Source organism: Bradyrhizobium forestalis (assembly GCF_002795245.1).
In the GTDB taxonomy this organism is placed as follows: Bacteria; Pseudomonadota; Alphaproteobacteria; order Rhizobiales; family Xanthobacteraceae; genus Bradyrhizobium; species Bradyrhizobium forestalis.
The window spans coordinates 1-21,417 of the sequence record NZ_PGVG01000061.1 but is presented as its reverse complement, the minus strand read 5'-3'; the positions used below and the strand labels follow the sequence as shown (position 1 = coordinate 21,417).

General features: G+C 64.1%; 19 protein-coding genes and 1 pseudogene. 10 read left to right on the top strand and 10 right to left on the bottom strand.

Going from position 1 to position 21,417, the window contains the following annotated elements; genetic code table 11:
• Positions 1–42 precede the first annotated feature (42 nt).
• From CVM73_RS36295 to CVM73_RS36285, 3 genes are all read right to left on the bottom strand, one after another.
• Positions 43–1,221 (bottom strand): c-type cytochrome, encoded by a 1,179-nt coding sequence (locus tag CVM73_RS36295; protein ID WP_167407264.1) that lies wholly within the window; start codon positions 1,219–1,221, stop codon positions 43–45.
• 146 nt (positions 1,222–1,367) lie between these two features.
• Positions 1,368–3,083, bottom strand: coding sequence for a PQQ-dependent methanol/ethanol family dehydrogenase (locus tag CVM73_RS36290; RefSeq protein WP_100236542.1), 1,716 nt, complete (start codon positions 3,081–3,083; stop codon positions 1,368–1,370).
• Positions 3,084–3,570: 487 nt separating this feature from the next.
• Entirely contained in the window at positions 3,571–4,020 is a 450-nt protein-coding gene (locus tag CVM73_RS36285) for an SRPBCC family protein (protein WP_100236541.1), read from the bottom strand.
• 575 nt (positions 4,021–4,595) lie between these two features.
• Between CVM73_RS36285 and CVM73_RS36280 the strand changes: the two genes are divergently transcribed.
• The 4 genes from CVM73_RS36280 (at position 4,596) to CVM73_RS36265 (ending at position 9,639) form a co-directional block, all read left to right on the top strand.
• Positions 4,596–5,081, top strand: coding sequence for a (2Fe-2S)-binding protein (locus CVM73_RS36280; protein ID WP_100236540.1), 486 nt, complete (start codon positions 4,596–4,598; stop codon positions 5,079–5,081).
• An 81-nt stretch (positions 5,082–5,162) separates the two neighbouring features.
• A complete protein-coding gene (locus CVM73_RS36275) occupies positions 5,163–7,505 on the top strand; it encodes a xanthine dehydrogenase family protein molybdopterin-binding subunit (protein WP_100236539.1) in 2,343 nt (780 codons plus the stop codon).
• Between the two features lie 14 nt (positions 7,506–7,519).
• On the top strand, positions 7,520–8,320 hold the full coding sequence (locus CVM73_RS36270) for an FAD binding domain-containing protein (protein WP_100236538.1): 801 nt from the start codon (positions 7,520–7,522) through the stop codon (positions 8,318–8,320).
• A 209-nt stretch (positions 8,321–8,529) separates the two neighbouring features.
• Positions 8,530–9,639, top strand: coding sequence for a CaiB/BaiF CoA transferase family protein (locus tag CVM73_RS36265; RefSeq protein WP_100236537.1), 1,110 nt, complete (start codon positions 8,530–8,532; stop codon positions 9,637–9,639).
• 224 nt (positions 9,640–9,863) lie between these two features.
• On the opposite strand, the gene hppD is transcribed toward CVM73_RS36265, so the two are convergent.
• The gene (gene hppD, locus CVM73_RS36260; RefSeq protein WP_100236536.1) at positions 9,864–10,982 is read right to left on the bottom strand and encodes a 4-hydroxyphenylpyruvate dioxygenase; all 1,119 of its coding nucleotides are present in this window, start codon (positions 10,980–10,982) and stop codon (positions 9,864–9,866) included.
• 121 nt (positions 10,983–11,103) lie between these two features.
• Between hppD and CVM73_RS36255 the strand changes: the two genes are divergently transcribed.
• Positions 11,104–11,583: an Lrp/AsnC family transcriptional regulator gene (locus tag CVM73_RS36255; protein ID WP_167407263.1), complete on the top strand. Its 480-nt coding sequence runs from the start codon at positions 11,104–11,106 to the stop codon at positions 11,581–11,583.
• A 74-nt stretch (positions 11,584–11,657) separates the two neighbouring features.
• Positions 11,658–11,969 carry a DUF1272 domain-containing protein gene (locus tag CVM73_RS36250; protein ID WP_100236534.1) on the top strand — a complete coding sequence of 104 codons (312 nt, stop codon included), beginning with the start codon at positions 11,658–11,660 and terminating at the stop codon, positions 11,967–11,969.
• Positions 11,970–12,079: 110 nt separating this feature from the next.
• On the opposite strand, the gene fahA is transcribed toward CVM73_RS36250, so the two are convergent.
• The 5 genes from fahA to CVM73_RS36225 form a co-directional block, all read right to left on the bottom strand.
• Positions 12,080–13,348: a fumarylacetoacetase gene (gene fahA / locus CVM73_RS36245; RefSeq protein WP_100236533.1), complete on the bottom strand. Its 1,269-nt coding sequence runs from the start codon at positions 13,346–13,348 to the stop codon at positions 12,080–12,082.
• 194 nt (positions 13,349–13,542) lie between these two features.
• Positions 13,543–14,889, bottom strand: coding sequence for a homogentisate 1,2-dioxygenase (gene hmgA / locus CVM73_RS36240; protein WP_167407262.1), 1,347 nt, complete (start codon positions 14,887–14,889; stop codon positions 13,543–13,545).
• Positions 14,890–14,891: 2 nt separating this feature from the next.
• On the bottom strand, positions 14,892–15,848 hold the full coding sequence (locus tag CVM73_RS36235; RefSeq protein WP_100236531.1) for an MBL fold metallo-hydrolase: 957 nt from the start codon (positions 15,846–15,848) through the stop codon (positions 14,892–14,894).
• 24 nt (positions 15,849–15,872) lie between these two features.
• A complete protein-coding gene (locus CVM73_RS36230) occupies positions 15,873–16,094 on the bottom strand; it encodes a DUF2783 domain-containing protein (RefSeq protein WP_100236530.1) in 222 nt (73 codons plus the stop codon).
• Between the two features lie 8 nt (positions 16,095–16,102).
• Complete coding sequence (locus CVM73_RS36225) at positions 16,103–17,731, bottom strand: FAD-dependent oxidoreductase (RefSeq protein ID WP_100236529.1); 1,629 nt, start codon at positions 17,729–17,731, stop codon at positions 16,103–16,105.
• Positions 17,732–17,840: 109 nt separating this feature from the next.
• Between CVM73_RS36225 and CVM73_RS36220 the strand changes: the two genes are divergently transcribed.
• The 3 genes and pseudogenes from CVM73_RS36220 to CVM73_RS41345 all read left to right on the top strand — a co-directional run.
• Entirely contained in the window at positions 17,841–18,383 is a 543-nt protein-coding gene (locus CVM73_RS36220) for a MarR family winged helix-turn-helix transcriptional regulator (RefSeq protein ID WP_100236528.1), read from the top strand.
• Positions 18,384–18,473: 90 nt separating this feature from the next.
• Entirely contained in the window at positions 18,474–19,193 is a 720-nt protein-coding gene (locus CVM73_RS36215; RefSeq protein WP_100236527.1) for a methyltransferase domain-containing protein, read from the top strand.
• A 36-nt stretch (positions 19,194–19,229) separates the two neighbouring features.
• Positions 19,230–19,307: pseudogene (locus tag CVM73_RS41345) on the top strand (MarR family winged helix-turn-helix transcriptional regulator); the annotation flags it as partial.
• Positions 19,308–19,423: 116 nt separating this feature from the next.
• On the opposite strand, the gene CVM73_RS36205 reads toward CVM73_RS41345, so the two are convergent.
• Positions 19,424–20,230 carry an N-acyl homoserine lactonase family protein gene (locus CVM73_RS36205; protein ID WP_167407261.1) on the bottom strand — a complete coding sequence of 269 codons (807 nt, stop codon included), beginning with the start codon at positions 20,228–20,230 and terminating at the stop codon, positions 19,424–19,426.
• A 364-nt stretch (positions 20,231–20,594) separates the two neighbouring features.
• Between CVM73_RS36205 and CVM73_RS36200 the strand changes: the two genes are divergently transcribed.
• The coding region (locus CVM73_RS36200; protein ID WP_146006719.1) for a caspase family protein at positions 20,595–21,417 on the top strand (823 nt) is incomplete at its 3' end.

The following is a 21,417-nucleotide window of genomic DNA, read 5'->3' as shown; positions in this document are numbered from 1 at the left end:
GGACGGTAGCACATCCTCCCGATCGGGTTCGGTCAAGATCGTTCAGTCGTTCGATTCGGACTGGACCGTCAGCAGGAAGGAATAGATGCTGTCGAACTGGTCGTCGGTGAAGACCTCCTTCCAGGCCGGCATCCCCTTGGTCGGTCGTCCCTCATGCACGGTCGTCCAGAACTTGTCGCGCATCTCGTCGCCGTAGCGGTGACGCAGCAGCCGCAGATCGATCTTCCGCTCGCTCTGGATCGCGTCGGGACCGTGGCAGTGCGCACAGGTCCCGTTGAAGATCTCCTTGCCCGCGCCGGCGGCCTCGGTGCCCGGCGCGGTCGCGTCGCCCTTGGTCTCGGTCGCCACGACATTGGCGACCTGCGCCACGCCGGCCCCGGTTCCCGTCCCCGTCGTCGTTTCCACAGCCATCCCGTCGAAGCGAACCGGCGCGCCGCTCGGCAGGCCATATTTCACCGCGAGCTCGCCAATCGTGCTCTGAAGCTGCGGCAACACGGCATCGACGCGATCACGTAACTCGGTCGACGTCTTCGCAAAGCCGATGGCGGCGTCCCATGACAGGCCTTCGCCCTCGGTGAGCGCGATCTGATAGCGGTCATTGTAGCTGGTCTTGTTCAGCCAGCCGGCGACCGGCCCCCAGATGAAGGCGACATCGGCCCTGCCCTGGTCGAGCGCCTGCATGCCTTCCTCGGGCGACAGCACCGTCACCTTCTGGATGTCGTCGCGGCTCGCGAGCAGGTTTTGCGGCGTGCTGGCGAACTGGACAGCGACACGCTTGCCCTTGAGGCCGTCGATGCCGCCGGGTGCCTGGCCCTTGGCGGCCACGAGAGCATAGCCCTCCTTCGCGAAGGTGTTGGAGAAGATCACGGCCGGTCCCATGAAATCCTCGGAGCGCGGCAGCCCGATCATGGCGTCGCATTGCTTGCCGAGCAGCGTGACGCGCACGGTGCGCTTGCCGAAATAGGATTTGTACCAGTCGTAGGCGATCGGCCGGCCGAGCGCCTGCGCCAGGGCCTGTCCGATCTCGACATAGAAGCCCGGCTTCGACGGACTATCGCTCGAGAATGGAAGGTTGGTCGGATCGGCGCAGAGACGGAACGGCGGCGCCTCGTCGGCGTGCAGCGGCGAGGCCGGAGCGATCAGCGCCGCGGCGGCACATGCGAGCAGGCCTGCGATGGCGCGATGTCGGCTCGCACCGATGCCGGAATGATTCGGACGCATCTCGTCTCCCTTGGCGTTTGCCTTGGCGTTGTTGGGCCGGCGCTGGTTGAGCCAGGCGCGGCGGCACCAGGCCTCAGTCGATGCCGCAGCTCATGTCTGGAAAAATCGCGCGCGTATCCCGGCACCTCGGGGATACGCGCGCGAGGTCACTGGACGGAGAACACGAAGAGCGAACCGCCCTCGGGGGCTGCGGCCGTCATCTTCTTACCTACCTCGCCCAGGAACGCAGGCAGCGCAGCCGTGCGGCCGACGACGATGGCGACATATTGCTTGCCGTCGACCTGATAGGTCACCGGGCCTGCGCCGATGCCGGAGCCGAGATTCTTGCTCCACAGCACCTTGCCGGACTTCGCATCGATGGCGCGGAAGTCGCCATGGATATTGCCGGCAAACACGAGCCCACCGCCGGTGGTCAGCGTGCCGCCGTTGAACGGCAGGTCTTCCTTGATCGACCAGACCTTCTTCTGCGCGACCGGATCCCAGGCCACGAGCTCGCCGAGGAAGCCGCCGGGGCCTTCCTTGGTCGGGAATTCGGCGCCGAGATAGAACACGCCGCGCTTGTAGGCGACATCACTGACCGACCAGTCCATGCAGACATTGTTGGACGGGATGTAGACGAGCCCGGTCTGCGGATTGAACGACATCGGCTGCCAGTTCTTGCCGCCGATCAGGTTCGGGCAGATGTCCTTGGCGGGATGGTTCGGCCCGGGACGCTTGTCGGGATCTTCGACCGCGCGCATCGTGGCGACATCCCACTTCTTGGCCCAGTTGGAGAACACGTATTTCTCCGCCGACAACACCTTGCCGGTCTCCCGGTTGGCGACGAAGAAGAAGCCGTTGCGGTCCGCCTTCATGAGGGCCGGAACGGTGCTGCCGCCGATCTTGAGATCCGCGAGCACCGCTTCGTTGACGCCGTCATAGTCCCAGGCGTCGGCCGGCGTGGTCTGGATGTGCCACTTGATCTTGCCGGTGTTGGGATCGAGCGCGAGCGTCGAGGCGGTGTAGAGGTTGGTCAGCTTGCCGAAATTGCCATCGCCGGTCGAACGCACCGCCGTATTCCAAGGGCCGGGATTGCTGGTGCCCCAATAGACCGTGTCGCTCTTCGGATCGTAGGAGCCGACCAGCCATGCCGCGCCGCCGCCATGCTGGGCGGAGTCGCCCTTCCAGGAGTCGCCACCGGGCTCGTCGGGCGAAGGAACGGTGTAGGTCTGCCACACCTGCTTGCCGGTGTTGATGTCGAAGGCCTGCAGCGCCCCGCGCACGCCGTATTCGCCGCCGCCGAAACCGGTGATGACCTTGTCGCGCACGACGAGCGGCGGCGAGGTGATGACCGAGCCCTGCTTGTAGTCGACCACCTTCGCCGTCCACAGCGCCTTGCCGGTCGCGGCATCGAGCGCCGTCAACTTGCCGTCGAGGCGGCCGACGAAGATCTTGCCGTCGGCATAGGAGACGCCGCGGCTGTTCACGTCGCAGCAGGCGTATTGCAGCACGTCCTCGGGGATCTCGGGCTCATAGGTCCATTTGCGCACGCCCGTGGCGGCATCGAGCGCATAGACGTATTTCGGCCCCCACGAGCTCGAAACGTAGAGCGTGTTGCCGACGACGATCGGCGAGGATTCATTCGAACGCAGCGAGGCCAGCGAGAACGAATAAGCGAGTGTCAGCTTGCCGGCGTTCTCGGTGTTGATCTGCTTCAGCGGGCTGAAGCGCGTGTTGCCATAGTCGTGGCCGGCAACGGCCCACTGATTCGAATCCGATTGCGCCTTGAGCAGGGAGTCGTTGGCGCGAACGCCCGGTGTAACGGCGGCGAGCATCGCAATCATGGAGATGCCAGCCAAGAAGCCCCTTGTTCCAAAGGTCATGTATTCCCTCCGCGATGTTGTTGTGCACGCCTCGTTGGGCGCATGAGCGCGCTGCGCTCGTGATGTGCAGTTTTCCTGCGAGCCATCGTTCGAAATTACAGCATCGCCTTGTCGCGCTTAGTATAGGCGGAAGGTAGTAGTGCAAATCATTGGCGGCTTTCGCCGCTCATCTCATTGTCGCGCCTCGCGTCTTTTCCTTGTTTTACAGCTCGAAACGCGACATCGGATGCAGGCAATATCGCGCCGCAATTCGATTCTCTGCGCGCGTCGCAGGCTGCCGCCTATACTTGTGGCGCTGGGCCTGCGCGCACGCCTCGTCCTTCGAGACGGCGCTTACGCGCCTCAGGATGAGGCTAATCAGCATCAGTGCTCGTTGAAACTGCTGCCGCGCACTCCGCTCTCATCCTGAGGAGCCCGCCCAAAGCGGGCGTCTCGAAGGATGGCTGCAGGAAAAAGTCTCAAATGCGATAGCTCTGCCGCGCGTAGGTCACAATGATGGCGCTACCACCGCGGCAAAGCTTTGGAAGAAGTTCGCGGCAAGTTTTCGCGACGTCGACTCGATCAGACGCGAGCCGAGCTGTGCGAGCTTGCCGCCGATCTGCGCGTCGGCCTCGTAATGCAGGATGGTGACGTCGGGCGATTGTTCTTCCAGACTGACCTTCGCGCCGCCCTTGGCAAAGCCCGCGACACCGCCGGCGCCTTCGCCGACGATGCGGTAGCCGTTGGGCGCGTCGATATCGGTCAGCGTCACCTTGCCGCTGAACGTCGCCTTCACCGGACCGACCTTCAGCACCACGGTCGCCGTCATCTCGGTCGGCGATGCCATCTCGAGCGATTGACAGCCGGGAATGCAGCGCCTGAGAATATCGGGATCGTTGAGCGCGGCCCACACCGTGGCCTTGGGCGCCGGAATCCGCTGACTGTCGTTCATCTGCATCGCTTCCACCCTTTTGACCGTTGCTTATACGGTCCGACTAGGGGGACGCCCGGCTGCGATCAATCGCCAGGAAGTACTAGAAGGAAGTACTAGAAGGTCTTGGCCGATGCGGCTTGCCGGCGAGCCTCCTGCGGGCGCGGCTTCGCTGCATCGCCACAAGCAAAATCAATGGCTTAAGTGGTCGCCGCCTACTACCAAGATCGCGATTACAAAGGCGGGGGCGCGTGTTCCTATTCGCGCAACGAACGAGGCATCAAGGGAGAAACGAGGCACGGCCGGGCCGAGTCCAGGGGCAAGTGGCAAGCATGACCAAGGCACGCGCCACCAGGACAAGCGCGTCGCATGGTGGCCGTCGAACACGCCATCGCAGATGGAGGAGCGATCCTTTCCGCAAGCTTCCTGCAAGGTCGCGCTACGCACTGGCGGCGGCGCGGAATGTCGTGGCCGGATCGTACGACTGCGGCGGCCGCACGATGTCTTTTACATGACGCGCGGTCGCCAAAATCCCAGTTGCAAAGTTTCGCTCGCGCTGTCTCTAATTAGAACCAATCAAAATCACTCTGGGAGGACTTCACGTGTCTACAGTCAAACTGACGGTCAACGGCAAGGCCGTTGCTGTCGACGTCGAGGACCGCACGCTGCTGGTCCAGCTCCTGCGCGATCACCTCAATCTCACGGGAACCCATGTCGGCTGCGACACCAGCCAGTGCGGCGCCTGTGTCGTGCACATGGATGGCAGGGCGGTGAAATCCTGCACCATGCTGGCAGGGCAGGCCGATGGCGCCAGCATCACCACCATCGAGGGCATCGCCAAGGGCGACGAGCTGCACCCGATGCAGGCCGCCTTCCGCGACAATCACGGCCTCCAATGCGGCTATTGCACGCCGGGCATGATCATGTCCGCGATCGACATCGTGCATCGCCATGGCGGCCAGCTCGACGAGGCCACGGTCCGCCACGAGCTCGAGGGCAATATCTGCCGCTGCACCGGCTACCACAATATCGTGAAAGCCGTGCTGGATGCGGCCGGACGCATGAAGGTAGCGCAGGCGGCCGAGTAAAGCGGCCGCCGCGACAAGAAAACCACTGCCGCTTTCGAGGGAAAGCGCAGGTCAACAAATTTCCGGTCGGGAGGACCAGTCATGGGTGTTGAAGGCATCGGCGCGCGCGTCGTGCGCAAGGAAGACAAGCGTTTCATTACCGGCAAGGGCCGCTACGTCGACGACATCAAGCTGACGGGCATGACCCATGCCTATTTCATCCGCAGCCCGCACGCGCACGCCAAGGTGAAGGGGATCGACTCTTCCGCCGCGCTGAAGATGCCGGGCGTGGTCGCGGTGCTCACCGGCAAGCAGCTCGTCGACGACAAGGTCGGCAACCTGATCTGCGGCTGGGCCATCACCTCCAAGGACGGCAGCCCGATGAAGATGGGCGCATGGCCGGCGATGGCGCCGGAGACGGTGCGCTTCGTCGGCCAGGCCGTCGCCGTGGTGATCGCCGAGAGCAAGAATCTCGCCCGCGACGCGGCGGAAGCCGTCGTCGTCGATTACGAGGAGCTTCCCGCGGTCGCCGACATGCAGGCCGCGATCAAGGCCGGCGCGCCGCAGCTTCATCCCGAGGCCCCCGGCAACCAGGTCTATGACTGGGTGATCGGCGACGAGGGCGCCACGGATGCCGCCTTCTCGAAGGCTGCCAACGTCGTGAAGCTCGACGTCACCAACAACCGCCTCGCCCCGAACGCGATGGAGCCGCGCGCGGCGATCGCCGATTACGACGCGGCGGAAGAGCACTTCACGCTCTATACGACCTCGCAGAACCCGCACGTCGCCCGCCTCGTGCTGTCGGCGTTCTACAACATCGCCCCCGAGCACAAGCTGCGCGTGATCGCGCCCGACGTCGGCGGCGGCTTCGGCTCCAAGATCTTCATCTATCCCGAGGAGATGGTGGCGCTGTGGGCCTCGAAGAAGGTCGGACGTCCCGTGAAATGGACCGGCGACCGCACCGAGGCCTTCCTCACCGATGCGCATGGCCGCGACCATGTCACCCATGCCGAGATGGCGTTCGACACCAGCAACAAGATCATTGGCCTGAAGGTGAAGACCTACGCCAATTTCGGCGCCTACATGTCGCTGTTCTCGTCCTCGGTGCCGACCTATCTCTACGCGACGCTGCTGTCGGGCCAGTACAACATCCCGGCGATCCATGCCGAGGTGATCGGGGTCTACACCAACACGACGCCGGTCGATGCCTATCGCGGCGCGGGCCGCCCTGAGGCGAGCTATCTGATCGAGCGGCTGATGGAGACGGCGGCGCGGCAGTTGAATGTCGATCCGGCCGAGCTGCGCCGGACCAACTTCATCACCCAGTTCCCGCACCAGACGCCTGTCATCATGGCCTACGACACCGGCGACTTTAACGCCTCGCTCGATGCCGCCATGAAGGCGATCGACTATGCCGGCTTTGCTGCCCGCAAGGCGCAAGCCAAATCGCAAGGCAAGCTGCGCGGCATCGGCGTGTCCTGCTACATCGAGGCCTGCGGCATCGCGCCGTCGAAGGCGGTCGGCAGCCTGGGCGCCGGCGTCGGCCTGTGGGAATCGGCCGAGGTCCGCGTCAACCCCGTCGGCACCATCGAGATCCTCACGGGCTCGCACAGCCACGGCCAGGGCCACGAGACCACCTTCTGCCAGCTGGTGGCGGACCGTCTCGGCGTTCCCATCAGCCAGGTCTCGATCGTCCATGGCGACACCGACAAGGTGCAGTTCGGCATGGGCACCTACGGCTCGCGCTCGGCGGCCGTCGGCCTCACCGCGATCCTGAAGGCCATGGAGAAGATGGAATCCAAGGCCAAGAAGATCGCGGCGCATGCGCTGGAAGCGTCGGAAGCCGACATCGTCATCGAGAACGGCGAGTTCAAGGTGACCGGCACCGACAAGGCGATCGCCCTGCCGATGGTCGCGCTCGCGGCCTACACCGCGCACAATCTGCCTGACGGGATGGAGCCGGGCCTGAAGGAGAGCGCCTTCTACGACCCCACCAACTTCACCTTCCCCGCCGGCGCCTATATCTGCGAGCTCGAGGTCGATCCCGGCACCGGCAAGACCTCCTTCATCAACTTCGTCGCGGCCGACGATTTCGGCCGGCTGATCAACCCGATGATCGTCGAGGGCCAAGTCCATGGCGGCCTCGCGCAAGGGATTGGCCAGGCGCTGCTCGAGCACGCGATCTACGATGCCAACGGCCAGCCGGTCACGGCCTCGTTCATGGACTACGCCATGCCGCGCGCCGACGACCTGCCCTCGTTCAATCTCTCCCACACCACGACGCTGTGCCCGGGCAATCCCCTGGGCATCAAGGGTTGCGGTGAGGCCGGCGCGATCGGGGCGTCAGCGGCCGTGATCAACGCGATCACGGATGCGATCGGCAAGAACAATCTGGAAATGCCCGCAACCCCCGATCGGGTGTGGCGCACGATCCACGCGGCTTAAGAGGAGGAACGAAGATGTACCAGACCACCTATCATCGCGCCTCCTCCGTCGACGAGGCTGCCAGCCTGTTCGCCAAGAGCAGCGAGGCGAAGTTCCTCGCCGGCGGGCAGACATTGCTGCCGGTGATGAAGCAGCGCCTCGCAAGTCCCTCCGACGTGATCGACCTTGCCAAGATCAAGGACATGATCGGCGTCGAAGCCTCCGGCGATACGCTGACCATCAAGGCCGCCACGCCGCATTACGACGTCGCCACCAGCGACGCCGCGAAGAAGGCGATCCCGGCGCTCGCCTATCTGGCCTCGCTGATCGGTGATCCCGCCGTGCGCTACCGCGGCACGATCGGCGGCTCGATCGCCAACAACGACCCCGCGGCGGACTATCCGGCCGCACTGCTCGCGCTCGACGCGACCGTGAAGACCAACAAGCGGTCGATCGCGGCGTCCGATTTCTTCAAGGGCCTGTTCACGACCGCGCTTGAAGATGGCGAGATCGTCACCGCGGTGTCGTTCCCCGTTCCGGCGAAAGCGGGCTATTCCAAGATGCCGCATCCGGCCTCGCGTTTCGCGCTGACCGGCGTGTTCGTCGCGCAGACCAAGTCGGGCGAGGTTCGGGTCGCCGCCACCGGCGCCTCGCAGAATGGCGTGATGCGGGTGTCGGCGATCGAAGCCGCGCTGAAGACGAACTGGTCGCCGGCAGCGATCGACAGCGTCAGCATTCCCGCGAGCGGATTGCTCGCTGACATCCATGGCACGGCGGAGTACCGCGCCAACCTGGTCAAGGTGATGGCGCAGCGCGCGGTGGCGGCGGCGGGCTGACGATCACGCTCCAGCGTCTCAGCACAAATTTTCTGCGGCGCGCACTTCGGTGCGCGCCGCTTTTATTATGCGCCTATGCATGAAAACCGCTTGCCTCGCTGGCGTGAAGGCGAGAAAAGTTAATCAGCCAATTAACTCGCCCCCAAGAGCAACGTCAGAGGCGCCTGCCGGATTACTGGCACTTGCCCGCGACCCGAGGAAACAGCAACGTGCTCGATAATCCCGCCCAAAACTCTTCCGTCCGCACCTCCGGCCCGCTCGCCGGTTTCCGCATCGTCGAATTCGCCGGCATCGGGCCCGGTCCGTTCGCCTGCATGATGCTGGCCGACATGGGCGCCGACGTCGTCACGCTCGATCGCGTCGGCGCCAAGAAGAGCATGAAGTCGGTGGCGGGCCGCGGCCGCAAGGTGATCGAGCTCGACCTCAAGGACAAGGCCGCGATCGCAGAGGTGCTCGACCTCTTGGCCAGCGCCGACGCGCTGGTCGAAGGTTTCCGTCCCGGCGTGATGGAGCGGCTCGGGCTCGGACCGGACGTCGTGCTCGCGCGCAATCCAAGGCTTGTCTATGGCCGCATGACCGGCTGGGGCCAGGAGGGCCCGCTCGCCAACGCCGCCGGCCATGACATCAACTACATCTCCATCACCGGCGCGCTCGCCGCGATCGGCACGAACGAAGCGCCGGTGCCGCCGCTCAACCTGGTCGGCGATTTCGGCGGCGGCGCGCTCTATCTCGTCGTCGGCGTGCTCGCGGCGCTCCTGGAAGCGCAAAAGTCCGGCAAGGGCCAGGTCGTCGACGCCGCGATGTGCGATGGCGCGGCCTCGCTGATGTCGTTCTTCTTCGACATGACCACGATCGGCCGCTGGACCGAGGGCCGCAACCAGAACTTCCTCGACGGCGGCGCGCATTTCTACGGCGTCTATGAATGCGCCTGCGGACACTTCATTTCGATCGGCTCGATCGAGCCGCAATTCTACGCGCTGCTGCGCGAGCACGCCGGCCTCACCGACCCCGATTTCGACGCGCAGATGGACCGCAAGGCCTGGCCGGCGCTGAAGGAGAAGCTGAAGGCGGTGTTCAAGAGCAAGACGCGCGAGGACTGGTGCAAGATCATGGAAGGCACCGACATCTGCTTCGCGCCGGTGCTGACCATGTCGGAAGCGACAAAGCATCCGCACATGGTCGCCCGCAACGTCTTCGTCGAGCGCCACGGCGTGAAGCAGCCGGCACCGGCCCCGAGATTCTTACGCACGCCGTCTGCGGTGCGTGAACCCGAGGCGGCGGAGATCGCCGCGGTGACGAAGGCGTGGAAGGGTCGTTAGACCTCTGCTGTCGCGTCACTCTCCGCTGTCGTCCCGGACAAGCGCGCCACAAGCGCGCGCCGATCCGAGCCCCATAACCACAGGACTGGGTTTGGCGAAGACCCGGGGTTACCGGCTTGCACTACAACGCGATCCTGGGGGTATGGATCCCGGATCTGCGCTTACGCTTGTCCGGGACGACACCGATGATGTGGCGACGGCTCGCGCCTAACTCGAGCCGCGGCTTACGCCGCGTTCTCCACCTTCAGCACCCCGCGCCGGATCTGGTCTTCCTCGATCGATTCGAACAGGGCCTTGAAATTGCCCTCGCCGAAACCGTCGTCGCCCTTGCGCTCGATGAACTCGAAGAAGATCGGGCCGATCGCGTTGGCCGAGAAGATCTGCAGCAGCACCTTGGTCTGGCCGCCCTCGACCACGCCTTCGCCGTCGATCAGGATGCCGTTCTTCTTGAGCCGGGCGACGTCTTCGCCATGCTTGGGCAGGCGCGTGTCGACCTTCTCGAAATAGGTGTCGGGCGGTGACGGCATGAAGGGCAGGCCGGCCTCGCGCAGGCCTTCGATGGTGCGATAGATGTCGCGGCAGCCGCAGGCGATGTGCTGGATGCCTTCGCCGCGATAGGTCTTGAGATATTCCTCGATCTGGCCGGAATCGCCGGCGTCCTCGTTGATCGGAATCCGGATCTTGCCATCCGGGCTGGTCAGCGCGCGCGAGAACAGGCCGGAGGCGCGGCCCTCGATGTCGAAGAAGCGGATCTGGCGGAAGTTGAACAGCTTTTCGTAGAAGCCGGCCCAGACATCCATGCGGCCGCGATGGACATTATGGGTGAGATGGTCGAGATAGAACAAGCCGGCGCCGACCGGCAGCGGATCGCGCGCACCGAGCCATTCGAACTCGGCATCGTAGGCCGAGCCGTTGGCACCGTAACGATCGACCAGATAGAGCAAACTGCCGCCGATGCCCTTGATCGCGGGGACATCGAGCGTCTTCTGCGCGGATGTCACGTCGGCGGGTTCGGCGCCGAGCGCAATTGCACGATCATACGCGGCCTTGGCATCGACCACGCGAAACGCCATCGACGGCGCGCAGGGGCCGTGCGCGGCGACGAAGTCGTAGCCGTGGGTGCCGGGCTCCTCGTTGACGAGATAGTTGATGTCACCCTGGCGGTAGACCGTGATCTTCTTGGTCTTGTGGCGCGCGACGGGCGCATAGCCCATCAGCTTGAACAGCGCGTGCAGCTCTTCCGGATTGGGGTGGGCGTATTCGACGAACTCGAAGCCGTCAGTGCCCATTGGATTGTCGGCGCTAACAGTGGCCGGCGGCGCGTCGTGCGGAAACGGACCCATGGTGTTCTCCCAAATTGCTGCTGGCAGGAACTATCCTTCATGAGACGCGCAAAGGGCGTGCAAACGCGACGTGATTTGGCTATCGTATGCACGATCCGTGCATCAGATTGGCGAAACACGCATGATTTCCGTGGACGCGTTCGACCTCAAGATCCTGACCGCGCTGCAGGATGACGGCCGCCTCACCAACCAGGAGCTCGCCGACCTCGCGGGCCTGTCGGCCTCGCAATGCTCGCGGCGGCGGATGCGGCTGGAGGAGGAGAAGGTGATATCGGGCTATCATGCCGATCTCTCCAGCGAGGCGCTCGGCTTCGGCGTGATCGCCTTCATCCAGGTGGGGCTTGCGACGCACTCGCCGGACAACTCCAAGCGTTTTCGCGCGCTGGTGAACCGGATCGACGAGATCCAGGAGGCGTATTCGCTCACGGGCGATGCCGATTATGTGTTGAAAGCCGTGCTGCGTGACCTCAAGGGCCTCTCCAACCTCGTCAACGATGTCCTGATGCCGCACCAGAGCGTGGCGCATGTGCGCTCCTCGATCGTGCTCGACCGGCTGAAGGAAAGCGCGAAGCTGCCGCTCAAGGAGATCAAGCCCGGCTGAAATCGAGGGAACTACGGCATTCGCGCAGGACGCGTGATCTGCAAAGATCCAGGTCAGCTTGCGGAGATACAGCCATGGCCCTCCAGCTTCGACCGAACTGCGAATATTGCGATTGCGACCTGCCGCCTGATGCAACAAATGCGCGGATCTGCTCCTATGAATGCACGTTCTGCGCGGACTGCGTCGAGACCAAGCTCTTCAATGTCTGCCCAAACTGCGGCGGCGGCTTTGCCCCGCGGCCGATCAGGCCGGCGCAGGAATGGCGGCCGGGCGTGTGCACAACCAGGCAAGTGCCATCCGACAAGCGGGTGCATCTGAAGTATAGCGTCGAGGATGTCGCGGCGCATAGCGCGAGAATTAAAGGCGTGCCGCCAGACCAACGCTAGGTCTCGGGTGGGCAAAGCGTAGCGTGCCCACCATGGTTACCACAATTGCGGAAGGATGGTGGTCACGGCGCAAGAGCGCCTTTGCCCACCCGAGACCGAGCGCGCGGCAATCACTCCGCCGCCAGAATCGTCCCCTCGACCTCACCGAAGCCGACGCGATAGCCGTTGCCCTGGCACCAGCCGCGCATGACGAGGCTGTCGCCGTCCTCCAGGAACGAGCGCTTGGCGCCGCCGGGTAGTTCGACCGGCTCGGTGCCGTTCCAGCTGATCTCGAGCAAGCTGCCGCGCTGGTTCTTCTCGGGACCGGAGATGGTGCCGCTGCCAAGGAGATCGCCGACATTCATGGCGCAGCCGGAGGAGGCATGGTGCATCAATTGCTGCACCGAGGACCAGTACATGTACTTGAAATTGGTGCGGCTGATGCTGGCGGGCGCATTGGCACCGGCGGCGCGCAACGAGACGTCGAGTTCGACATCGTAGTTCTGCGGCTCGGTCTGCTTCAGATAATCCAGCGGCACCGGCTCCTGCTCCGGCCCCTTCAGGCGGAACGGCTCCAGCGCCTCGCGCGTCACCACCCAGGGGCTGATCGAAGTCGCAAAGGCTTTTGCGAGGAACGGCCCGAGCGGCACATATTCCCATTGCTGGATGTCGCGCGCGCTCCAGTCGTTGAGCAGCACGAAGCCGAAGATCATCTCCTCGGCCTGTTGCTCGCTGAGCATGCCGCCCATCGGCGAGGGCTGGCCGATCACGACGCCCATCTCCAGCTCGAAATCGAGCCGCTTGCACGGCGCAAAGCTCGGCAGCTCCACATTCGGCGGCTTCAGCTGCCCGCGCGGCCGCTTCACCTTGGTGCCGGAGACCACGACGGTCGAGGCACGACCGTTGTAGGCGATGGGCATGTGCAGCCAGTTCGGCTGCAGTGCATTGTCCTTGCCGCGGAACATGACGCCGACATTGGTGGCGTGCTCCCTGGAGGAATAGAAGTCGGTGTAGCCGGAAACGGTGAAGGGCATGTGGAGTCTTGCATCGCGCATGGGCACGAAGGCGCGCGAGCGCAACTTCGCGTTATCGCGAAGCTCCGGATTGTCGTGCCGCAAGAGCTCGCTGATTCGCGTGCGGGTTTTCGACCAAACCTTTGGACCCAGATGCATCAGTGCGTTTAGCCCTACTGCAAATGTGCCGGGATCTCCCGCACTGATCATGCCGTCTTGCTCAAGCTCCCAGAGGTCGAGCACGTAGTTTCCAATCGCAACCCCGGAACGCGGGGCACGGCCATCCTTGGTCGAGAACACGCCGTAAGGCAGGTTCTGGATCGGGAAGTCCGAGGCGGGATCGACGTCGATGAAGGAGCGGAGGCTGGGGTCGTTGGGGTGGGGCATGGGTTTCCCGTGGCGCGGCGGTGACGGTGTCACCCTCCCCTGGAGGGGGAGGGTCGGTTCGCATGAAGCGAAGCGGAATGCGAAACGGGGTGGGGTGATCTCTCAGCACGGGCACCGCCTCATTGGCGAGACCGTCACCCCACCCCGCTCGCTGACGCGAGCGACCCTCCCCCTCCAGGGGAGGGTAAGCGAGCCTACGGCTTGCTCGGATCGAACCGCTTCTCCAGGCCCTTCCAGCAATCGGCGTAATCGTCCTGCAGCGTCGACGACTTCGCCGCATGTGCGGTGACGCGCTGCGGGTAGCGGGTCTCGAACATGAAGGCCATGGTGCCGGTCAGCTTCACCGGCTTCAATTCACCATTGCTGGCGTGATCGAAGGCGTCGCGATCGGGGCCGTGCGGCAGCATGCAATTGTGCAAGGAGATGCCGCCGGGAACGAAGCCTTGCGGCTTGGCGTCGTAGACGCCGTAGATCAGGCCCATGAACTCGCTCATGATGTTCATGTGGTACCAGGGCGGACGGAAGGTGTTTTCCGCGACCATCCAGCGTTCGGGGAAGATGACGAAGTCGATATTCGCGGTGCCCGCGGTCTCCGACGGCGAGGTCAGCACGGTGAAGATCGAGGGATCGGGATGGTCGAAGCCGATCGCGCCGACGGGTGAGAAGGTGCGCAGATCGTATTTGTAGGGCGCGTAATTGCCGTGCCAGGCGACGACGTCGATCGGCGAATGCGGCAAGGTCGTCTTGAACAGCGACCCGCCCCATTTCACGAACAGCTCAGTCGGCGTGTCCTTGTCCTCGTAGTTCGCGACCGGCGTCAGGAAGTCGCGCGCATTGGCCAGGCAATTGGCGCCGATCGGGCCGCGCTCCGGCAGCGTGAAGGCGCCACCGTAATTTTCGCAGAGATAGCCGCGTGCCGGGCCGTTCGGAATCTCGACGCGGAACTTGACGCCGCGCGGGATCACCACGATCTCGCCGGGCTCGGCATCGATGCGGCCGAACTCGGTGACCAGGCGAAGATTGCCGTGCTGAAGCACGAACATCAGCTCGCCGTCGGCGTCGTAGAAATGCTGGTCCACCATCGATTTGGTGATGAGGTAGACGTGCGCGGCCATGCCCGCTTGCGTGTTCACATCACCGGCCGTCGTCATGGTCTGCACGCCCTCGACGAAGGTGACATCCTCCTTCGGCAGCGGCGTCGGATCCCAGCGCAGCTGCGCGATCGGCAGATCGTATTCATGACACGGCGCCGAGCGCCACAGCCCGGCATCGACCTTCTCGAAGCGGCCGGAATGCTTCACCGAGGGCCGGATGCGGTAGAGCCAGGAGCGCTCGTTGGCGCCGCGCGGCGCGGTGAATGGCGAGCCGGAGAGCTGCTCGGCATAGAGGCCATAGGCGCAGCGCTGCGGCGAGTTGCGCCCGATCGGCAGCGCGCCCGGCAGCGCCTCGGTCTCGAAACTGTTGCCGAAGCCGGACATGTAGCCCGGCGTCACCTGGGCCGAGCTGCGGATGATCTGGTCAGGCGAGGTATTGATGTTCATGACTATCCTCCTCCTTGCAGGGCCGCCCACATTTCCTGGTCGCGCTTGTCGGTCCAGATCACGGGATCATCGATTCCCGACGCTTCGTCATAGGCGCGCGACACGTTGAACGGCAGGCAGTGCTCGTAGATGGCGAAGCTGGAGAATTTCGGATCCATCACCTCGCGCGTCGCCGCCATCGATTCCTTCAGCGTGCGTCCCTTGGCGACCGAGATTTCGGCCGCGCCATAGAGCGAGGTGACGAAGTCGCGCGTCATCGCAATGGCCTCGCGCACCGTCGCAGTCCCCTTCAGCGCATCGCCGCGGCCCGGCGCGATCGCCTTCGGATTGAAGTTGCGGATCTCGTTCAGCGTCATCGGCCATTCGCGCAAATGCGCATCGCCGCAATAGCAGGCCGAGTGATATTCGATGAGGTCGCCGGAGAACATCACCTCCGCGTCCGGCACCCAGGCGACGATGTCGCCGGAGGTGTGGCCGGCGCCCAGCTGCATCAGGCGCACCTCGCGCTTGCCGAGGTAAATCGTCATCTCGCCCTCGAAGGTGAGCGTCGGCCAGGTCAGGCCGGGGATGCTCTGCGCATCTTGGAACAGCCGCGGAAAGCGGCCGTATTCGGAATCCCAATCCTGCTTGCCGCGCTCCTCGATCAGCCGATAGGTCTCCTGCGAGGCGACGATGCCTTGCGCCTTGTAGGCAGAGGCCCCGAGCACGCGCACGGCGTGATAGTGCGACAGCACGACGTATTTGATCGGCTTGTCGGTGACCGTGCGGACCCGCTCGATCACCTTGTTCGCCATCGCCGGCGTCGCCTGCGCGTCGAACACGAGACAGCTATCGTCGCCGACGATCACGGCCGTGTTGGGATCGCCCTCGGCGGTGAAGGCATAGAGATCGGTGCCGATCTCGGAGAAGGTGATCTTCTTCTCGGAGAGGTCGCCGGTGGATGCGAAGTTCTTCGCCATCAATTGGTCCTTTGGGTCACAGGGCTATTGTTGTTGCTGTTGCTGCTGGCCGTCGATCATGCGGCGCCTGGCGAGCCCGATCGCCTCGCGCAGCACGTCGATATCGCCGATATGATTGGCGAGGATCAGAACCAGCGCCGCGTCGAAATCCGCGCTCTGCTCCTCGGTGAGACCGCGATGCGCCTCGACGATGGCGCGGAAGGCGTCGTCGGGGCGTGCGAAGTTCGAGCTGGTGGAGAGCGGCATGCCAAACCTCAATACAAACCTTCGGCCCGCGCCAGCGCCGCCGCGATCGCCGAACGCGTCGGATGGCGGAAGCGCGCCGCGACATACCCGTCGGGCCTCAGCAGATAGGCGGCACCCGGCGCGGCGCCGTAGCGCTTTGCGACCAGGCCCGAGGGATCGGCAAGCCCGTCCTCGCCACCCATGCGGATGCCCTTGATGCCATCGGGCGCATCGATCGGCCCGCCATTGCTGAACGACAGCAAGGTGAAGTCCGTTCCACCCTTGCGGAAGGCATCCGTCAGATAGATCTGCTCGCCGGCGAGCGTTGCGACGGGCGCGTCGAGCATCGAACTGCCGGGCGAGGGGCCGCCGCGCCACGTATCCGCATCGAGCGAGGACAGCGGCGAGTCATAGCTGCACGGCACCGACAGCCGGCCGCCATTGACCATGCGCTTGCCGAACTCCGTCTCCTTGGCCAGCGACAGCACCGCCTTGCGCAGCCGCGCTTCCTGATGCGAGTTCGGTGCCATGAAATCGGTCGAGCGCGTCGATTCGCGGATGTTCTCGTCGGCCGCTGCGCTGCGCTCGATGTGATAGCTCTCGAGCAGGCTCGCGGGCGATTTGCCCCGCAGGACGCGATCAAGCTTCCAGGACAGATTCTCCGCGTCTTCGAGCCCGGAATTGGCGCCGCGCGCGCCGAAGGGCGAGACCTGATGCGCGGAATCGCCGGCAAAGATCACACGGCCATGGATGAAGCGATCCATCCGCCGGCATTGGAATTTGTACAGCGAGATCCACTCGAACTCGAACTTGTCGTGGCCGAGCATGCGTGCAATTCGCGGCCGCACGTTTTCCGGCTTCTTCTCGACGACAGGATCGGCATAGCGGTTGAGCTGGAGGTCGATGCGCCAGACATCGTCGGGCTGCCGGTGCAAGAGCGCCGAACGCCCGGCATGGAACGGCGGATCGAACCAGAACCAGCGCTCGGTCGGAAACTCCGCGGTCATCTTGACGTCCGCGATCAGGAACTGATCCTCGAACACCTGGCCCGCAAATTCCGCACCAACCATCTGCCGCAGCGAGGAGCGCGCGCCGTCGCAGGCGATGACATATTGCGCATTGAGGCGATAGGCGCCGTCAGGCGTTTCGATCGTCAGCACGGCGGAATCGTTGCGCTGCTCGAACGCCGTCACCTTGTTGCGCCAGCGCAGGTCGATCTCGGGCAGCTCGTTGATGCGATCGACCAGATAGGCCTCGGCGTAATATTGCTGGAGATTGATGAAGGCCGGCCGCTTGTGACCGTCTTCCGGCAGGAGATTGAACTGGTAGAGCTGCTGTTCGCCGTGGAAGATCCGGCCGACGCTCCACACCACGCCCTTCTCGACCATGCGGTCGCCGACGCCGAGCCGGTCCCAATATTCCAGCGAGCGCTTCGAGAAGCAGATCGCGCGCGAGCCTTCGCCGATGCGGTCGGCGTCATCGAGCAGGACGACGCGCTGGCCGCGCTGGGCAAGATCGATCGCCAGCGACAGCCCGACCGGACCCGCGCCGACAATCACGACCGGATGCGCCGCGGGGCTTGGCCCAGAGCGGTCCTGATCGGGATGACGGCGATAGCCGAACTGGGTTTTGGCCTGATGCGTATTGGCCGGCGCCATACACTAACCTCGGCTCTGGTCAGAAGACGACCGATCTGCTAGATAGTCTCACGTGCAACTATTTTGGACCGGAGCCGGCCGGCCGTCAACTGGAATTCGGAGCGCAGCCTTGGCGAGGACATCCAGCGACATCGCGCTGAAGACACGGCAGGCCGACGAGGCTTCGCCGCGGCCGAAGGCGCGGCTCGATCTGTTCAAGTTCGTGCCGTTCCGTCTCAACCGCCTGGCGGCGGAGGTGAGTTCCGCGCTCGCGGTCGAATATCAGGAGCGTCACGGCCTCGACATTCCGGCCTGGCGCGTCATCGCCACGCTCGGCTTTCGCAACGATGCCTGCAGTGCGCAGTACATCTCGCAATGCACCCGCACGCACAAATCCACCATCAGCCGCGCGGTGACCACGCTGCTGAATGAGGGACTGATCGAGCGCGTCGAGAACGAAGCCGACCGCCGCGAATTCCGCCTGCAACTGACCAAGAAGGGACGCGCGCTCTATGAAGAGCTGTTCCCGCAATTGCTGCGGCGTGAAGACGAGATCCTCGCCTGCCTCTCCCCGCAGGAACGCAAGCAGCTCTCGGTCCTGCTTAGCAAGATCGAGCAGAGTCTCGATCTGATCCAGACCAGCGAAGAGGCGGATGCGAAGCAGGCGTATTAGGGCGCGTACTCATAAAGGCGCAGACGTCAGCTTTTGGGAGTCCGGTTGAGAAGGCTTGGTAGGACCGTGACGGCAGTGGCGTATATAACGATGCTACTCGTGGCGTTTGCCGCAACGCGCGCATATGCCGCTGACATAGGTTATCTGGCTTCCTCCGGAGTCGCTGCAAACGAGTTTCCTTCACCGCAGCGTCCTGTCGCACGAATCGTCAGCCCGCGCCGCTCCGCCGAAGAGCGCCGCGACGCCCTCAATGAAGCCGGTCAAATCGCACGCGATCTTGACCTGAAACCAGGTATGACAGTCGGCGACATTGGAGCAGGCAGTGGCTACCACACGGTCAGGCTCTCGCACCTCGTCGGGCCCGCCGGCACTGTCGTTGCCCAGGACGTCACGCGGGATTACCTCGTCGAACTCGCCAGGCGAACAAAACTTCTGAAGTTGACAAACGTGCAATTCGCGCTCGGCGAACCACACGACCCGCGTCTGCCCGCTTCCTCGCTGGACGCCGCAATCCTCGTGCATATGTATCACGAGATAGCCCAACCCTATGCCTTCCTCTACAATCTCGCGCCCGCCTTGAAGCAAGGTGCGCGGGTCGGAATTGTCGATCTTGAGCTTCCGACGTCGAAGCATGGCACGCCAATCGAGCTCTTGCGCTGCGAGTTGGCCGCCGTCGACTATCGCGAGATAGCCACATATGAGCTCGCAGGGGACGGAGGATACCTGGCGGTGTTCTCTCCTCCAGAGCTAGCGGCTCGAAAATCTCCCCACGATATCGTTGCTTGCGCGGATCCTGCCGGCGCTCGTTAACATCGCGCCCACCGCCCGTCTCAACCCATCCGACGAGCTCTGCTCAGCAAGATCGAGCAGAGTCTCGATCTGATCCAGACCAGCGAAGAGGCCGACGCCAAGCAGGCGTATTAGCCGCCGCTGTCATTCCGGGGCGCCGCGACGCGGCGAGCCCGGAATCCATCGCGCCACCAGTTACGTCGATAAATGGATTCCGGGCTCGCGCTTCGCACGCCCCGGAATGACGATCGCTATTTCGCAAACGACCGCGTCGGCGGCAGATGCAGGGCCCAGGCGTCGACCTTGTCGCTGGCGCGCGGATAGATCTCCGTCACGATCGGATCATGGCCGGGAATGAATCGATCAGGATGGCCGGCGAGGCGCTCGATCGTCTCCCAGCCGGCCGCCATGTCGCCGACATTGTAGACGATCGGGAATGGGCTGCGGCGCTGCAGATTGGCGTAGTAATGCGCGGCATCGGATGCCAGCACCACCGAGCCGCGCGCGGTCTCGACCTTCACCACCTGCAAGCCGTCGGAATGGCCGCCGACGCGGTGCACGGTCACGCCTGGAGCGACCTCGCCGTCGCCGGAATAGAAGGTGACACGCTCGCCATAGACATGGCGCACCATCTGCGTGACGTGCTCAACCGAGAACGGATGTCGCAGCAGTCCGTTGCACATGCAGCGCCCCGTCGCGTAAGCCATCTCACGCTCCTGCAGATGGAAGCGCGCATTCGGGAAGCGGTCGAGATTGCCGGCATGGTCGTAGTGCAGATGCGTCACGATGACGTCGCGAATGGCTGTTGCCGCGACGCCAAAGCGCTCCAGCGCATCGACCGGATTGAGCGTCAGCTTGCGCGCCCGCGCGCTCGCCTCCTCGGCATTGAAGCCGGTATCGACCAGGATGTCGCGGCCGTGCCCTCGAATCAGCCAGACGAAATAATCGAGGTCCTGCGCCGCATTGTCATGCGGGTCGGGCAGGAGGAAGTTCATGTGGGGGGTGCGGGGCGACATCGTCGCATAGCGCAGGGCGTAGATCTCGTAGACGTTTCCCATGGGTCTTGCTTTTTTCGAGTTGGATCTTGTGGGACGATCGCGCACACAAAGCCATCGCCGGCAGGAAAGGTCAAACGTGGGGCGTTGCGGCGAAGGCGGGGCTGCAATGTGAGACCAATCACATCTTCATCGCCATGGTTGCCCTAACGTGCCGCCGATAGGATCGAGGTCACCGAGGACTGTCATGACAATCCGTCTATTCCGCTCGCGGCACGCCCCCTGCGTTGCGCTCCATCGTCACGATAATGCCGAATCTCCAAGCGGTTGACGCCCCCCGTCCCCGGTTTGATAATGCAGGAAGCGTAAGTTAAGGTCGCCGCGGCGCAAGCTGGAACGGCGCCTTTTTGGCTGGACCGCGCTGATTATGAAAATTCGCTTCTTTTTTCTTCTCTCCTTGCTCGTCTCGCTTGTCCCGACTGCTCCATCGCTTGCGGCCGGTGACCGCTTTGCGCTGGTCATCGGCAACGCCAAATATCCGGACGCGGATGCTCCGTTGAAGGAACCGATCAACGATGCGCGCGACGTCGCCGATGAGCTCAAGCGGGACGGCTTTTCGGTCGAGGTCGGCGAGAACCTGACCGGCGATGGCATGCGCCGCGCCTTCGACAAGCTCTACGGCAAGATCAAGCCGGGATCGGTGGCGCTGGTGTTCTTCAGCGGTTTCGGCATCCAGTCGGCGCGCCAGAGCTACTTGCTGCCGGTCGATGCGCAGATCTGGACGGAATCCGACGTGCGCCGCGATGGCTTCAGCCTCGAGACCGTGCTCGGCGAGCTCAACACCCGCGGCGCCGGCGTCAAGATTGCGCTGATCGATGCCTCCAGACGCAACCCGTTCGAGCGCCGGTTCCGCAGCTTCTCGGCGGGGCTGACCCCGGTTATCGCGCCCAACGGCACCCTGGTGATGTATTCGGCGGCGCTGGCCTCGGTGGTCTCGGACGCCGGTGGTGACCACAGCCTGTTCGTCCAGGAACTGCTGAAGGAGATCCGCGTCCCCGACCTGATGGCCGAGGAGACGCTGAACCGCACCAAGATGGGCGTCACCCGCGCCTCGCGCGGCGAGCAGGTGCCGTGGATTTCCTCGTCATTGGCCGAAGATTTCTCGTTCATTCCGGGCGCCGGCGGATCGCGTCCGGCAACGACGCCGCCGCCTGCGCCTCCCGCTGCGCCGGCCGTCGTCGCCAACAACC

Excerpts from the sequence above, each read along its gene's own strand:
- CVM73_RS36235 (WP_100236531.1), bottom strand. The coding sequence starts at position 15,848 with ATGGCGAAGAACTTCGCATCCACCGGCGACCTCTCCGAGAAGAAGATC.
- CVM73_RS36285 (WP_100236541.1), bottom strand. The coding sequence starts at position 4,020 with ATGCAGATGAACGACAGTCAGCGGATTCCGGCGCCCAAGGCCACGGTG.
- CVM73_RS36225 (WP_100236529.1), bottom strand. The coding sequence starts at position 17,731 with ATGGCGCCGGCCAATACGCATCAGGCCAAAACCCAGTTCGGCTATCGC.
- CVM73_RS36270 (WP_100236538.1), top strand. The coding sequence starts at position 7,520 with ATGTACCAGACCACCTATCATCGCGCCTCCTCCGTCGACGAGGCTGCC.
- fahA (WP_100236533.1), bottom strand. The coding sequence starts at position 13,348 with ATGCCCCACCCCAACGACCCCAGCCTCCGCTCCTTCATCGACGTCGAT.
- hppD (WP_100236536.1), bottom strand. The coding sequence starts at position 10,982 with ATGGGTCCGTTTCCGCACGACGCGCCGCCGGCCACTGTTAGCGCCGAC.
- CVM73_RS36230 (WP_100236530.1), bottom strand. The coding sequence starts at position 16,094 with ATGCCGCTCTCCACCAGCTCGAACTTCGCACGCCCCGACGACGCCTTC.
- hmgA (WP_167407262.1), bottom strand. The coding sequence starts at position 14,889 with ATGAACATCAATACCTCGCCTGACCAGATCATCCGCAGCTCGGCCCAG.
- CVM73_RS36295 (WP_167407264.1), bottom strand. The coding sequence starts at position 1,221 with ATGCGTCCGAATCATTCCGGCATCGGTGCGAGCCGACATCGCGCCATC.
- CVM73_RS36215 (WP_100236527.1), top strand. The coding sequence starts at position 18,474 with ATGCTACTCGTGGCGTTTGCCGCAACGCGCGCATATGCCGCTGACATA.
- CVM73_RS36290 (WP_100236542.1), bottom strand. The coding sequence starts at position 3,083 with ATGACCTTTGGAACAAGGGGCTTCTTGGCTGGCATCTCCATGATTGCG.
- CVM73_RS36255 (WP_167407263.1), top strand. The coding sequence starts at position 11,104 with ATGATTTCCGTGGACGCGTTCGACCTCAAGATCCTGACCGCGCTGCAG.
- CVM73_RS36250 (WP_100236534.1), top strand. The coding sequence starts at position 11,658 with ATGGCCCTCCAGCTTCGACCGAACTGCGAATATTGCGATTGCGACCTG.
- CVM73_RS36275 (WP_100236539.1), top strand. The coding sequence starts at position 5,163 with ATGGGTGTTGAAGGCATCGGCGCGCGCGTCGTGCGCAAGGAAGACAAG.
- CVM73_RS36205 (WP_167407261.1), bottom strand. The coding sequence starts at position 20,230 with ATGGGAAACGTCTACGAGATCTACGCCCTGCGCTATGCGACGATGTCG.